General features: G+C 64.9%; 15 protein-coding genes. 5 read left to right on the top strand and 10 right to left on the bottom strand.

Features of this window, described 5'->3' with window-relative positions:
• Nucleotides 1-7: 7 nt before the first annotated feature.
• From ACWEFV_RS26250 to ACWEFV_RS26230, 5 genes are all read right to left on the bottom strand, one after another.
• The gene (locus tag ACWEFV_RS26250) at nt 8-865 is read right to left on the bottom strand and encodes an MlaE family ABC transporter permease (protein WP_036448723.1); all 858 of its coding nucleotides are present in this window, start codon (nt 863-865) and stop codon (nt 8-10) included.
• Between the two features lie 13 nt (nt 866-878).
• Nucleotides 879-1,673: an MlaE family ABC transporter permease gene (locus ACWEFV_RS26245; protein ID WP_075921044.1), complete on the bottom strand. Its 795-nt coding sequence runs from the start codon at nt 1,671-1,673 to the stop codon at nt 879-881.
• A gap of 123 nt (nt 1,674-1,796) precedes the next feature.
• The gene (locus ACWEFV_RS26240) at nt 1,797-2,030 is read right to left on the bottom strand and encodes a hypothetical protein (RefSeq protein ID WP_450072303.1); all 234 of its coding nucleotides are present in this window, start codon (nt 2,028-2,030) and stop codon (nt 1,797-1,799) included.
• 204 nt (nt 2,031-2,234) lie between these two features.
• Nucleotides 2,235-3,443 (bottom strand): CaiB/BaiF CoA transferase family protein, encoded by a 1,209-nt coding sequence (locus ACWEFV_RS26235; protein ID WP_450072302.1) that lies wholly within the window; start codon nt 3,441-3,443, stop codon nt 2,235-2,237.
• Nucleotides 3,440-4,918, bottom strand: coding sequence for an aldehyde dehydrogenase family protein (locus tag ACWEFV_RS26230; protein ID WP_450072301.1), 1,479 nt, complete (start codon nt 4,916-4,918; stop codon nt 3,440-3,442). Before ACWEFV_RS26230 ends, ACWEFV_RS26235 begins: the two co-directional genes overlap by 4 nt.
• Nucleotides 4,919-5,181: 263 nt before the next feature.
• Between ACWEFV_RS26230 and ACWEFV_RS26225 the strand changes: the two genes are divergently transcribed.
• From ACWEFV_RS26225 to ACWEFV_RS26205, 5 genes are all read left to right on the top strand, one after another.
• Nucleotides 5,182-5,883, top strand: coding sequence for an SDR family NAD(P)-dependent oxidoreductase (locus tag ACWEFV_RS26225; protein ID WP_135456705.1), 702 nt, complete (start codon nt 5,182-5,184; stop codon nt 5,881-5,883).
• Between the two features lie 44 nt (nt 5,884-5,927).
• Entirely contained in the window at nt 5,928-6,803 is an 876-nt protein-coding gene (locus tag ACWEFV_RS26220; protein ID WP_286175086.1) for a mycofactocin-coupled SDR family oxidoreductase, read from the top strand.
• Between the two features lie 34 nt (nt 6,804-6,837).
• Nucleotides 6,838-7,032, top strand: a complete 195-nt coding sequence (locus ACWEFV_RS26215) for a ferredoxin (protein WP_135456709.1) — start codon at nt 6,838-6,840, stop codon at nt 7,030-7,032.
• A 31-nt stretch (nt 7,033-7,063) separates the two neighbouring features.
• A complete protein-coding gene (locus tag ACWEFV_RS26210) occupies nt 7,064-8,458 on the top strand; it encodes a cytochrome P450 (protein ID WP_450072300.1) in 1,395 nt (464 codons plus the stop codon).
• Nucleotides 8,459-8,584: 126 nt separating this feature from the next.
• Nucleotides 8,585-8,923 (top strand): hemophore-related protein, encoded by a 339-nt coding sequence (locus tag ACWEFV_RS26205; protein ID WP_135456712.1) that lies wholly within the window; start codon nt 8,585-8,587, stop codon nt 8,921-8,923.
• A gap of 95 nt (nt 8,924-9,018) precedes the next feature.
• Here ACWEFV_RS26205 and ACWEFV_RS26200 read toward each other — a convergent pair whose 3' ends face one another.
• The 5 genes from ACWEFV_RS26200 to ACWEFV_RS26180 form a co-directional block, all read right to left on the bottom strand.
• On the bottom strand, nt 9,019-9,798 hold the full coding sequence (locus ACWEFV_RS26200) for a spirocyclase AveC family protein (protein WP_450072299.1): 780 nt from the start codon (nt 9,796-9,798) through the stop codon (nt 9,019-9,021).
• A gap of 143 nt (nt 9,799-9,941) precedes the next feature.
• The gene (locus ACWEFV_RS26195) at nt 9,942-10,820 is read right to left on the bottom strand and encodes a mycofactocin-coupled SDR family oxidoreductase (protein ID WP_135456716.1); all 879 of its coding nucleotides are present in this window, start codon (nt 10,818-10,820) and stop codon (nt 9,942-9,944) included.
• Nucleotides 10,821-10,845: 25 nt separating this feature from the next.
• Nucleotides 10,846-12,126 (bottom strand): cytochrome P450, encoded by a 1,281-nt coding sequence (locus ACWEFV_RS26190; protein WP_450072298.1) that lies wholly within the window; start codon nt 12,124-12,126, stop codon nt 10,846-10,848.
• The gene (locus tag ACWEFV_RS26185) at nt 12,123-13,052 is read right to left on the bottom strand and encodes an SDR family NAD(P)-dependent oxidoreductase (protein ID WP_450072297.1); all 930 of its coding nucleotides are present in this window, start codon (nt 13,050-13,052) and stop codon (nt 12,123-12,125) included. The genes ACWEFV_RS26190 and ACWEFV_RS26185 overlap by 4 nt, the downstream gene beginning before the upstream one ends.
• Nucleotides 13,049-14,272: a cytochrome P450 gene (locus tag ACWEFV_RS26180; RefSeq protein WP_450072296.1), complete on the bottom strand. Its 1,224-nt coding sequence runs from the start codon at nt 14,270-14,272 to the stop codon at nt 13,049-13,051. Before ACWEFV_RS26180 ends, ACWEFV_RS26185 begins: the two co-directional genes overlap by 4 nt.
• Nucleotides 14,273-14,291 lie beyond the last annotated feature (19 nt).

Here is a 14,291-nt window from a genome sequence, read left to right as displayed (position 1 = left end):
CTTCTCCCTAACCCGACAGGTTGAAGTTGCCGTTGGAGCCGTAGACGGACAGTGACACCAGCAGGGTCACCGAGACCACGACGATGAGCGATGTGCGTACGGCGTTGCCGACCGCCACCCCGACTCCGGACGGGCCGCCGGAGGCGAAGTAGCCGAAGTAGGTGTGGATCAGCAGGATGGTGATGGCCATCAGGACGGCCTGCAGGAACGACCACAGCAGGTCGATCGGATTGAGGAACGTCGTGAAGTAGTGGTCATACAAACCGCCGGACTGGCCCAGCAGAACCACGGTGGTGAACTGGGAGGCCAGAAACGACAGGATCACCGCGATCGCGTACAGCGGGGTGATGGCGATCATCCCGGCCACGATCCGGGTCGACACCAGGTATTCGACCGGCCGGATCGCCATGGCTTCCAGCGCGTCGATCTCCTCATTGATCCGCATCGCCCCGAGCTGGGCGGTCACGCCGGCGCCGAAGGTCGCGGCCAGGCCGATACCGGCCACCACCGGCGCGGCGATACGCACGTTGATGAACGCCGCCAAGAATCCGGTCAGGGCCTCGATGCCGATGTTCCCCAGCGACGAATAGCCCTGGATGGCGAGCACACCACCGGTGGCCAGGGTCAAAAACCCCACGATCACCACGGTGCCGCCGATCATGGCCAAGGTGCCCGCGCCCATCGAGATCTCGGCGATCAGCCGGACCAGTTCCTTGCGGTAATGCATGGCCGCGTGCGGAGTGCCGGCCAGTGCCTTGAGGTAGAACAGCGTGTGATCGCCGATCCGGCTCAGCGTCGAGACCGGTTTGTTGAACTGCCGGGTCACCCGCGGATACGTCGACCGCAGGATCGTCATGGTTCCCATTGCGTCCCCTGCCTCAGTGCGCCGTCATGCGGATACCGATGGCGGTGACCACCACGTTGATCACGAACAGCGCCATGAACGCGTAGACCACGGTCTCGTTCACCGCGTTGCCCACCGCCTTGGCGCCGCCGCCGCTGATGGTCAGCCCGCGGTAGCAGGCCACCAGCCCGGCGATCAACCCGAACAGCGCGGCCTTGACACACGAGATGATCACCTCGGGCACCCCGGTCAACAGCGTGATGCCGGCCGCGAAGGCACCGGGGTTCACGTCCTGGATGAACACCGAGAACACGTAGCCGCCCAGGATGCCGATGATCACCACCAGACTGTTCAGCAGCAACGCCACCAAACCCGACGCCAGCATTCGCGGAGTCACCAGGCGCTGGATCGGGTTGATGCCCAGCACCTCCATCGCGTCGATCTCCTCACGGATCGTGCGCGAACCCAGATCCGCACACATCGCCGTCGCCCCGGCCCCGGCCACGATCAGCACCGTCACCATCGGCCCCAGCTGGGTCACCGCACCGAACGCCGCACCCGCCCCCGACAGATCAGCCGCACCCAGCTCGCGAAGGAGGATGTTGAGGGTGAAGCTCACCAGAACGGTGAACGGGATCGCCACCAACAACGTCGGCGCCATCGACACCCGCGCCACGAACCAGCACTGCTCCAGAAACTCCCGGCCTTGAAACGGCCGCTTGAAGATGAACCGGAAGGCGTCCAACGACATCGCGAACAACGCACCGACAGCCTGCATCGGACCCGAGAGATTACGTAGCGATACGCCCGTCGACCATTTATCCGCCATGCGTACTCCTGTCCCGGCTGATGGCTGCGGACACCGCAGTCGGTGCGCCGATGTTAGGTGCTGCACCGCGCCGGTGCCCGATTAGCTCTACTACGTACGGTGCGGCCTGCGGCCCCAGCGGGGTCATGCCGCAACCTCGGACCCGGCGCATGCCAACCGGCCGGTCGGGAGCCTGGTCTTAATCGAATCCGCCTGAGGAACAAAGCCTTTCATGCGCGGATCCATGCACGAGCCGTCCGGCTCGACATTGGCCGGCAAATGCGCGGTGCGCTCGTACATTTGACGCACCTCCTGGTTCCCGCGGATCTTGTTGACTTCACCGGACCTACCGGTGAAGCCGGACAGATCCGTCCCCACGACCGCTCCCCGAGTGCCTGATGCTATCGGACCCGTTATCTGCCGCGAGGGCAAATAACGTAGAACTTGCTCCGGTAGTTGACAATTGGGGCGGTGGTCGACGAGCGGTTGCACAACACGGCCGTCGTTGTCGTGGGCCGCTATGGCGGCCGCCCACGACAGACGGATTGCGATGGTGGCGATCAAGGGCATTCCGACAGCGGCCTAGGTAACGGCGCCGGCGGTCTTGAGTTCGATGATGCGATCCCAGTCCAGACCGAGTTCGCCCAGGATGTCATCGGTCTGTTCGGCGAATCCCGGCGCCGGCCCGGTGCTCGGCGCCGTGACGTCGAATTGCACTGGGTTGGCCACCAACTCGAGCTCGCCCGCCTGCACGAGGTACTCGTTGGCCCGGATCTGGGCGTCCTTGGCGGCCTGCAGGGTGTCCTGCACGGGAGCCCACGGACCGGCCAGCGTGGCGAATCGCTCGCTCCACTCTGGCAAAGTCCGCTTCTTCATCGCCTCGGTGAGGATCTCGACCGCGTCGGGCGTGTTCTCCGCGAACGATTCGGCAGTGGCGAACCTCGGGTCGTCGATGTAGCCCTCCAGGTCCATGTGCCGGCAGACGTCGGCCCAGAACTTGGTCGGCTGCATCATCACGAACGAGATGTAACGGTCGTCCGCTGTGCCGTACAGCCCGACGAGTGGGTTGATGGGCGACCCGTGCACGCCCGGTGGCGGCGTCACCATCAGTTGGTTCAAGTGCTGGGTGAGCGCCACGGTGTGGCCCATCGACCACAGTCCGCTGCCCAGGAGCGATACGTCCACTACTGACGGCTCACCGGTGCGCTCCCGCTTGAACAACGCTGCGGCGATGCCGCCGGCCAGGTTGGTGCCCGAGATGGTGTCACCGTAGGCAGGCCCGGGTGGCGCGATCATGCCCGCCATCCCGGCCGGCGTGATCGTGGCGGCGGTGCCGGCCCGGCACCAGAACGCGGTCATGTCGTAGCCGCCCTTGACCGCCTCCTCGCCGCGAGGGCCGAGAGCGCTACCTCGGGCGTAGATGATCTTCGGGTTGACCGCACGGATGTCGTCGACGTCGATGCCGAACTTCTGCCGGTGCCCGGGCAGGAAGCTGGTGAGGAACACATCGGCCCTCTTCGCCAGCTCGAGCAGAATCTCGCGCCCTTCCGGCACCGACATGTCCAGCCCGATGCTGCGCTTGCCGCGGTTGGCGTGCTCGATGTTCGGGTTGGGGTCGCCCTCGACGCGCAGCGGCCCGGTCTGACGCAGACCGCGCTGCGGGTCGCCGGTGACGGCGTGCTCGACCTTGATGACGTCGGCACCCCACTCCCCCAGCACAGCGCCGGCTGAGGGGACGAAGCCGTACATCGCGACCTCGAGAACCCGGACTCCCTGCAGGGGCCCGCTCATGACAGCACCCGGGCGAACGTCTTGGCTTCCATGAACTCCTCGAGGCCTGCGGTCCCCATCTCCCGGCCGATGCCCGACTGCTTGTACCCGCCGAACGGGCTGTCGGGACTGAAGTAGTTGCCGCCGTTGATGGAGAAGGTGCCGGTGCGGATCCGCCGGGCCACGCCGAGCGCGCGGTCCTCGCTGCCGAACACGGCTCCGGACAGCCCGTAGATCGAGTTGTTGGCGATGCGCACCGCGTCGTCGTCATCTTCGTAGGCGATGACGGCCAGCACCGGCCCGAACACCTCCTCCTGGGCGATCTCGCTGTCCGGGTCGACATCGGCCAGCAGCGTGGGCGTGTAGAAGAAGCCGGGGTCTACCTTCTCGCCGCCGGTGACCAGGGTTGCGCCGGCCTCGACGGCCCGCTTGACCATGCCGTCGACCTTGTCGCGCTGCTTCTCGCTGATCAGCGGACCCATGTAGGTCTTGGGGTCGGCCGGATCTCCGTAGCGCACCAGGCCGAAGTTGTTCTTGATCAGTTCGACGATCTCGTCCTTGTGCTTGGCCGGCACCAGCAGCCGCGAGGTCAGCGCGCAACCCTGACCGGCGTGGGTGACCATACTGAACGCCGAGAACAGTGCGGCGGTGTTGAAGTCGGCATCGTCGAGGACGATCGCGGCGGACTTGCCGCCGAGTTCGAGGAACACCTTCTTCAAGGTCTCACTGGCCGCGGCCATGATGCGCCGGCCGGTGGGCGTGGAACCCGTGAAGGTGACCATGTCGACGTCGGGGCTCGTGGTGAGCACGGCGCCCACCTCGGGGTCCGCGCCTGACAGGACGTTGACGACGCCGGCCGGGATGTCGGTGTGGTTGGCGATCAGCTCGCCGAGCGCCAGCGTGATCAGCGGGGTGTCCGGGGCCGACTTGAGCACCACGGTGCAGCCCGCGGCCAGCGCGGGTGCGAGCTTGGCCAGGGCCAGCTGGTTCGGGTAGTTGTAGGCGATGATCGCGGCGACGACACCGCCCGCTTCCTTCTCTACCCACCGGTGGTGCTGCATGCCGCGGCTCTCGATGTTTCCGAGATCTTCGGTCAGCGGGTAGGTCTTGAGCAGCTCGCCGTAGTACCGCACGATGTCGATCGGCTGGTCGAGCTGCGCACCGGCGCACAGCGCCGCAGTGGCGCCCACCTCGGTGGTGGTCAGTGCGGCCAGCTCGTCACGATGGTCGGTCAGGGCCTGGTGCAATTGTTCCAGACAACGGATCCGCAGTTCGGTGTTGGTGGACCAGTCGGTGTTGTCGAATGCCTGCCTGGCAGCGGCGACCGCAGCCTCGGCATCGGCGACCGTGGCGTCGGGCGCGTAGCCGAACACCTCGCCGGTAGCTGGATTGACCGAAGGAAACGTCCGCGGCGTCTCGCGCAGCTCTCCGCCGATCAACAACTTCCGGTCAGCCCGCTGTTCTTGCGCGACGGTCGGCGCTTCCTGCTGCATCATCCTCCTCAGGCGATTCCCTACTGTGATGGAAACTGCATTCTCATCACCGGCGAATCATACATTCGCTCGATGAGAACTCAAGTGAAAGCTAGATCAGCTAGTCATGCCCTATTCGCTGCCGATCCGCCATCCGCGCAGGCGGCGCGCGGGTTCCGCTCAGATCTTGCGGTGCACACTGCTCCGAGAGTACGGTTCTCATAATCGGAAGGATGATTCTTGACCCCTGAGAAAGCCCGGCTTCGCCCGGCGGCCGGAGAACTGTCATGAAGAATGCCGTTGTCACCGGAGGAGGTTCGGGCATCGGGGCGGCCATCGTCGCCCGGTTGCGCGCCGACGGCCTCAACGTCGCGATACTCGACCTACAGCCATCGGACGACGATTTCGCGCATGTCGCGGACGTGACCGACCGCGCCGCCGTCGACACCGCACTCAATGCGGTTCGCGCCCAACTCGGCCCGATCTCGGTGCTGGTCAACGCCGCCGGCCTGGACTGCTTCAAGCGCTTCAGCGATGTCTCGTTCGAGAAGTGGCAGCAGATCATCGACGTCAACCTGAACGGCGTATTCCACTGCATCCAGGCAGTACTGCCCGACATGCTCGAGGCCGGCTGGGGTCGCATCGTCAACATCTCGTCGTCGAGCACGCATTCGGGCCAGCCCTTCATGTCGCCCTATGTCGCGGCGAAGTCCGCGGTGAACGGCCTGACCAAGAGCTTGGCGCTGGAACTCGGCCCGAACGGCATCACGGTCAATGCCGTGCCGCCGGGATTCATCGACACTCCCATGCTGCGCAAGGCCGAAGGCAAGGGCTTCCTCGGGGACACCGACAAGCAGATCGAGCAGACCCCGGTGCGGCGAATGGGCAAGCCGGAAGACATCGCCGCCGCCTGCGCCTTCTTCGTCTCCGAAGAGGCGAGCTACATCACCGGCCAGATCCTCGGCGTCAACGGCGGCCGCAACACCTGACGCGCATGTCGCGCACCCGAAACATCATCAGCGAAAGGACAATTGTGGGAAACAGCGCAGAAGGCAGGGTTGCCGGGAAAGTCGCATTCATCACCGGCGCGGCACGCGGCCAGGGCCGCAGCCACGCGATCCGGCTCGCCGAAGAGGGCGCCGACATCATCGCGGTCGACATCTGTAAGAACTACGACACCGTCGGCTATGCGATGGCCACGCCAGAGGACCTCGAAGAGACCAAGAACTACGTCGAGAAGACCGGGCGCCGCATCGTCACCGCTCAGGCCGATGTCCGCAACGAAGCCGAGTTGCGGGGCGCGCTGGAAGCGGGGCTCGCGGAGTTCGGCAGGCTCGACATCGTCGTGGCGCAGGCCGGCATCGCCGCGATGAAGGGCGAGCCCGCGATGCAAGCCTGGACCGATGGCATCAACACCAACTTCGTGGGCACGATAAACGCCATCCAGGTCGCGCTGCCGCACCTCACCCAGGGCGCTTCGATCATCGCGACCGCATCGGCCGCCGCTCTGATGGACGCCCACAGCAAGCCCAACCCGGGCGCCGATCCGGGCGGCATGGGCTACATGATCTCCAAGCGGCTCATCTCCGAATACGTACACGCGCTGGCCACCGAACTGGCGGTGCGCGGCATCCGCGCCAACGTCATCCACCCCACCAACTGCAATACCAACATGCTGCAGAGCGAGCCGATGTACCGCTCGTTCCGACCGGATCTGGAGAACCCGACCCGTGCCGACGCCGAGCCCGTGTTCGGTGTGCAGCAGGCCATGAAGGTCAACTTCATCGAGCCCGAGGACATCAGCAACGCGGTGCTGTGGCTGGCCTCCGACGAATCACGCTTCGTCACCGGCATGCAGCTTCGGGTCGACGCCGGTGGCTACCTCAAGTGGTACGACTACCACGTGTGATTCAGCATCCACAGATTCGAAAGGAATTGGCGTAGTGAAAGTTTCGGTCGATGCCAGTCGCTGCCAGGGCCACACCCTGTGCGCGATGATCGCACCCGACTCGTTCGTCCTCGACGACGTCGACGGCCACTCGTCACCGGTTTCCGATGTGGTGCCCGCTGATCAGGAGGACGCGGTCCGCGAGGCCGCACACTCCTGCCCCGAGCAAGCCATTGTCATCGAAGATTGATGTCGACCCGAATACCAAGGGAGCCAACGCCGTGAGCACCGATGAGCAGCTTGCTCGAAGAGCATCCAGCACTGACGATGTTGCGACTGACGACGACCGCAAGCAGAACAACTATCACTTCGACCGGCACACACCGGAATACCGGTTGCAGTTCGAGAAGATCACCGAGGAGATGCAGTCCCGCTGCCCGATGGCGTGGACCGACGTCTACAACGGGCACTGGGTGGCCGCGGGCAGCAAGGAGGTCTTCGAGCTGGCCCGCTGCCCCGTGGTGTCCAACCACCACGATCTGAGCGGTGAGACGCCGTATCAAGGCATCACCATCCCCAAGGCGCAGCGAGCCACCGTCGTTCGCGGCGGCATCCTGGAGATGGACGAACCGGAGCACAGCCTCTACCGCGGGGCGCTGAATCCGTACCTGTCCCCCGCCGCGATCAAACGCTGGAAACCGTTCGTCGACGAGATCGTCCGGGCCGCCCTCGACGAGAAGATCGAAAGCGGTCGTATCGATTTCGTCGATGACCTGGCCAACATCGTGCCGGCCGTGCTGACCCTGGCGATGATGGGCATCAAGCTCGACAAATGGATGATCTACAGCGAGCCGGCCCACCTGTCGGTATCCACGCCGGAACACTCACCCGACGCCGCACGCGTCGCGGAGATGAACCGGCAGATGGGCATCGACATGATCAACACGATGATGGAGGTCCGGGAGAACCCGCGGCCGGGTCTGGTCAACGCCCTGCTGCAGCTGCGGATCGACGGTGAACCCGCTCCGGATCTGGAGATCCTGGGCAATCTCGGGTTGATCATCGGCGGCGGCTTCGACACCACCACGGCCCTCACCGCGCACTCACTGGAATGGCTCTCGCAGAACCCGGCGGAGCGCGAACGCCTCAGCACGGAGCGCGATGCCCTGCTCGACGCTGCCACCGAGGAATTCCTGCGCTTCTACACGCCGGCACCCGGTGACGGACGCACCTTCTCCGGCGACACCGAGTTCGAGGGCACCCAGTTCAAGGAGGGCGAGCGGCTCTGGATCTCCTGGGCAATGGCCAATCGCGATCCGTCGGTGTTCGAGCAGCCCAACGAGCTCATCATGGACCGCAAGGGCAATCGGCACTTCAGCTTCGGCATCGGCGTCCACCGGTGCGTGGGCTCCAACGTGGCACGAACGGTTTTCAAGTCGATGCTCACCGCTGTGCTGGACCGGATGCCGGACTACCGCTGTGACCCCGAGGGCACTGAACACTACGAGACCATCGGTGTCATCCAGGGTATGAAGCATTTACCTGCAACGTTCACCCCGGGCAAGAGACTGGGACCGGGTCTGGACGAGACCCTGGAGAAGCTGCAACGCATCTGCGACGAACAGCTTCCGGCCCGGCCGATCACCGAGCATAAGGACGCCGTCGTCATCGACTAGCGCAACCGGCACCGCATTTCCGAGGACGCCTTGTACGTCTGCCGCCTGTTAACCTCGAATGAGGCCGGGTCCGGCAAACGTGCAAGGCGTCGCCTTTTTGGGCGAACAACATGGGGGTTCCAACAGGTGATCAAGTCTTCTTTCAAGTACATCGCGGCCGCTCTCGGCGGACTGGCGCTGTCCGTTCCGCTGTCAGCGGGGCTGGCGTCCGCCCAACCCGATTTCAGCGGCGTCGTCAACACGACATGTAGCTACGAGCAGGTGATGGCGGCGCTCAACGCTCAGCGTCCCGACCTCGCCCAGCAGTTCAACGCTTCTCCGTTCGCCCAGGGTGCGTTGCGTAACTTCCTGGCCTCGGGACCGGTCGAGCGCCAGCAGACAGTGGCCCAACTGCAGGGCAGCCCGGCAGCCGCGCAGTACTTCGGGCCGATCAACTCGATCGCGGGCAGCTGCAACAACTACTGACCTGCCCCGCTGATCGTTCATGCATTGTCACGCTGGAGTGGCTCCGAATCGCTACCGCCACTCCGGCGTGACGACTGCACGCCGGGACGGGCCGGCTATTTCGGCTGATTCGGCACCCCGGGGAACAACTGCTCGGTCGGTCCCACGGTCACCCACCCACCCAGTTTGGTGACCAGGTGCGGCGCGAAGACCGAGGCGTAGACCGCGTGCCCGACCACGATGACGGCGATCACCGACAGCACCGCTGACTGCAGCCGCGTCGTGGAGACCTTGTCGGCCCACATCTCGATGACGTTGCGGCCCTCGGCATCGGTTCGGCCGAGCAGGTAGGTGAACACCATCATCTGGACACCCATCGCGATGGCGTCGTAGATCGGGTACTGGTGTTTGGTCCCCTCCCAGAGGCCCAGTCCCTCGATCACGTAGCCGTAGTAGAACAGGCCGAGCCGCGCGCCGATGATCGCGTTGAAGAACAAGGCCCAGCAGAACCCGACCGCGAAGCCCACCAGCAACAGCGTCTGCGGCCGACGCCAGTTCCACTTCCCGGCCGCCCAACGCCCCAGCGCCGCACCGATGATGGCCGGCAACACGAAGTACCCCATGTAGCCGACGGGTACCGCCGAGGGAAGCCCGCCCCAGGTCATGTTGAGCGGCCACCACGACGGCATCCGCGGCAGCGCTGGCGGAAACTGCGCGTACATCGCCCAGTCGTAGGGCGCCTCGATCCAAGAGAACGACAGCGCCGAGATACAGAGCAACAGCAACGGATGCAGGCGCCCGCGCCGGTAACTCAGGTAGATCCCGACGGCCAGGAAACCCAGACCGGTGATGTACGCGAATGCCACCCCGGCCTTGATCAGGAAGTCGACGCTCACGGCTCGACCTCCCGATCGGGGCGGCGCCGCGCCTCAGGGTCGAAGTACAGCACCAGGCCGACGATGAGGGCAATCAGGACGAACAGGCTGCCGAGCATGATGAGGGCGCCCACTACCACCTCCTTCTGATGCGATGCCCGGTGTTAACGGCCAGGTCCGTTGGGCCACTTGAGCAATGAGCCGCCATCGACGCGGATCTGCTGTCCGGTGATGTAGCGGCTGTCGTCGCTGGCCAGGAACACACCGAGGTTGGCCATGTCCTCGGGTTCGATGTACGGGATCGGCATCGCCTGGAAGATCGTGAACAACGGCTCGGCATCCTCACGGGTGGCCTTCTTGCCCTCGGCGGTCAGATCGGGCCGGAACATCGAGTACATGCCGTCGTTCTGCAGCAGGTGGGTATTGCAGTTGGTGGGGTGAATGGCGTTGACCCGGATCATCTTCGGAGCCAGGTGCAGACTCATCTCCTCGACGTACTCGATGACGACGCGCTTGCTCCATCCGTAGCCCGCCCCGCCGGGGCCCATGTTGGGGTTGTCAGTGGTGCCCCGGATCATGCCGGCGGTCGATCCGGTGACGATGATCGACGAACCGTCGGGCAGGTGCGGGACGGTGACCGCGACGGTGTTCATCACCCCGACCAGGTCGACGTCGGAGGCGTCGACGAACTGCATGGGATCCGGCCTGCCCATCGCCATCGGAAGAATGCCGGCGTTGGCGACCACGATGTCGATCCTCCCGAGATCGGCGATTCCGGCCTCCACCGCGTCGCGCAGCTCGTGGCGCTCTCGGACGTCAGCGACGCGGGCGACGACGCGCCGGCCGAGTTCCTTGACGGCCCTTTCGGTTTCGGCGAGGTCATCGGGCGTGGCCAACGGATAGGGATTGGACGGGATGTCGCGGCAGATGTCGACCGCGATGATGTCGGCACCTTCGGCGGCCATCGCGATCGCATGTGCCCGCCCTTGTCCGCGGGCCGCACCGGTGATGAAAGCGACCTTGCCATCGAGCTTTCCGGTCATCTGGGCTCCTATGTGTGTTGGCCGGTCAGGCGGCCGGTTTGAATTCGATGTGAAGCTCGCTGAGCCCTCGCATGATGAACGTCGGCTCGTAGGTGTATCGGCGGTCCTCGGCGGGGCCATGGTGCTCGGTGGAGATCGTGATGTCGGACATCCGGTCCAGGATCCGGTTCAGCGATATCCGGCCTTCCGCGCGCGCCAGTGGCGCGCCCGGGCAGGAGTGCACTCCCCGGATGAACGCGATCTGTTCGCGCACGTTCGCACGATCCGGCTGGAAGGTGTTGGGATCGGCGAATTTACGTTCGTCACGGTTGCACGCCCCCGGCAGCACCATGACGGTGGTTCCGGCGGGCACCTCGATGTCACCGATACTGGTGGTCTTGCTGGCCATCCGGAAGTGAGATTTGACCGGGCTCTCCAGCCGCAGCGTCTCTTCGAGGAACGACGGGATCCTGGCCCGGTCGTCGCGCAGCATCGTCTCGAATCCCGGGTTGTCCGCGATGAACCGGACCGCCGAGCTGACCAGCTTGGTCGTGGTCTCGGTACCCGCCGCGAACAGGAACGTCGACAGGTTCATGACGTCCTCGATGTCGGGCGTCGATCCGTCCTCGTACTTGGCCTGTGCCAGCCCGGTCAGCACGTCCTCGCGCGGTGCACGCCTGCGGTCCTCGATGTAGGCGTAGAACTTGTCGTTGAGCCACTGCAGGGGGTTGTGCGTTGTCGGCGCCTCCTTACCGAGCTCACCTACCGTCTCCAGCGCGAACGCCGCCTTGAACTCCTCGTGGTCCTCGCCGGGGACGCCCAGGAGATCGGCAATGACCAAGAGCGAGAACGGCTTGGCGTAGTCGGCCAGGAACTCTGCCGATCCACGGTCGACGAATGTGTCGAGTTGCTGATCGGCCAGCCGCCACATGAAGTCCTCGTTCTCCTTGAGGCGCTTGGGAGTGATCAGCTTGTTCATCAGACCGCGGGTCCGGGTGTGCAGCGGGGGATCCTGCGAGGTGATGTGCTCGCCCATCGGCACCGCGAGCCGGTGCTGCTCGATCAACTCCGAGACGTCGTCGCTCTCCCCCGGCCCGAACGGCAGACCGGAGAACGGCCCCGCCACCGACACGCACGACGAGAACGCCGGATCCTTGTAGACGGCCAGCGCCTCGTCATAGCCGGTGACGGCCAGCACGTCGAACGGAGTCGCATGGGCGACAGGACACTTGGACCGCAGGTGGTCGAAGTAGGGGTAAGGATCCGGTACCAGTGATGCGTCGGTGAAGAAATCCACTTCTTCGAATTCGGAACGGATTTCGGTCATTGTTTCGCCTCCTGTACGGGTCGGCCGGCAACTACTTCCAAGACCTGACTGGTGCTGAGATCCATGATCTTGCTGAGGTTTTCCGCGATGTCCTCCGCCGTCAACGGGGTCTGGTTGATGCCCTGCGAGGCCACCACGGCGATCCTGGCGACTCCTCCGAGCCCGACCCGCAGGATCTCCCCGGACAGCCGGCAGGAGTCGTGTGCCAGGAATGCCGCAGCGGGTGCGCACAGGTCAGGCGGCATCGCGGCGTTGATCTGATCCATGAGTTCTGTCGAGATGCCGTGGTTGGCGGCGATCTTGTCGGATTGCGCAGCCGACATCCTGGTGAACGCGCGCGGCGCGATCGCGTTCACCAGGATTCCGTGTTCCAGGCCCTCGCCGGCCAGGGTGCGGGTCAACCCGAAGACCGCGCCCTTGGCGCCGCCGTAGCTGGTGTGTTCGGGTATCCCGCCCAGCATGGCCTCGGACACGGTGTTCACGACCCTGCCGTAGCCGGCTTGAACCAGATGTGGCCAGGCGGCCCTGGTCACGAAAAGTGTTCCGAAATAATGGACGTCGAGCATCGAACGGAACTGATCGGTGCTGAGGTCGAGTAGTTTGCCCGCGACGTGGATACCCGCGTTGTTGATCACGGCGTCGAGGCGTCCGTAGGTCCGCAGGGCGGTGTCGACGATCGCGGCGGCACCGGCCTCGTCGGCCACCGACGCGACGCAGGGCACCGCCTCGCCGCCTGCCGCCTTGATCTCCGCGACCACTTCGGTGGCCGGTTCGGCTGAACAGCCGTCACCGTCGATGCCCACGCCGTAGTCGGCGACGACGACGCGCGCGCCCTTCGAGGCGAGCAGCAGGGCGTGACTACGTCCGACGCCCCTGCCCCCGCCTGTCACGATCGCCACCCGATCGTCGTAACGAAGTTCGGTCATCGGGCGCCGGCCGCGTCGAAGAGAACCGGCAGGGATGTCGGCGACCGGAAGACCTGACCACGGATATGGGGGTCGTCTCCGTCCGGGTCCAGCCGCAGGTCGGGCAGTCGGTCCAGCAGAAGGTTGATGGCAGTGCGCATTTCGAGCCGGGCAAGGTGCATGCCCAGACACACATGGACCCCGTGCCCCCAGCCGAGATTTCCCTTGGGCGTACGGAAGATGTCGAACTCGTCCGGGTCGGCCCACCGATCTTCCTGCCGATTCGCCGAACCGAGCATCGGCATCACCGAACACCCTTCCGGAATGTGAACCCCTCCGAGTTCGGTGTCACAGGTTGTGGTGCGCGTGATGGTCAGCAGCGGCGGGTTCCAGCGCACCGCTTCCTCGATGGCCTGCGGCAGCAACGACCGGTCGGCACGGACTGCATCCAGCTGCGTTGTGTCCGAGAGCAACCCGAACAGCAGGTTGCCCAGTGACCGATAGGTGGTCTCCACGCCTGCGGGCAGCAGCAGTCGCAGGAACGAGAAGATCTCTTCGTCGGTGAGCTTCTCGCCGTCGATCTCGGCCTCGGCGAGAAGACTGATCATGTCTTCCTTCGGCGCGGTGCGACGGGCCTGCAGGATCGGGGCGAAGTACTCGCACAGCGCGGCCGACGCCGCCAGCCCGCGCTCCGGGTTCATGATCCAACTCAGTAGTGAGATGGACCAACGCTGGAATTGCGGATAGTCCTCTTCCGGCAGTCCCAACAAACCCGCGATGATCCGGCTCGGGTAGTCGAACGTGAATGCCTTCACCAGGTCGACCTTGCCGTCGGCCGCGAACTTGTCGATGAGCTCGTTCGCGACCCGACCGACCAGCTCGTCTTCCCAACGCGCCAAGGCCTTTTGCGAGAACGCCTTCGACACCAGCGAGCGCAGCCGACCGTGCACCGGTTCGTCCATACCCAGCATCACGCGCTCACCGAGAACCGGGCCGAACGCTGCGATGACGCCGGACGACGAGAACGTCAGATTGTCGCGCAGCATCTGCTGGGCATCCTCGTAGCGGTACACGATGAAGACAGGCTTGCCCTGCTCCCCCGGCATCGCGGACATGTCGATCCGCTGGATCGGTTCCTCGCGCCGTAGCCTGGCAAGCTCCGGGTAGGGGTCGCGAACGTCACCCGAGACGGCATCGTCGAAGGAGCCGAAGTCCTCGAGGTCGTCAAAAAGCTGTTCCACTACTACTCCTTCAGGCTGC

It is taken from the genome of Mycobacterium sp. NPDC004974, assembly GCF_053600815.1.
Note: the sequence above shows the minus strand (reverse complement) of the source record. Positions and strands in the feature narration are given on the sequence as shown.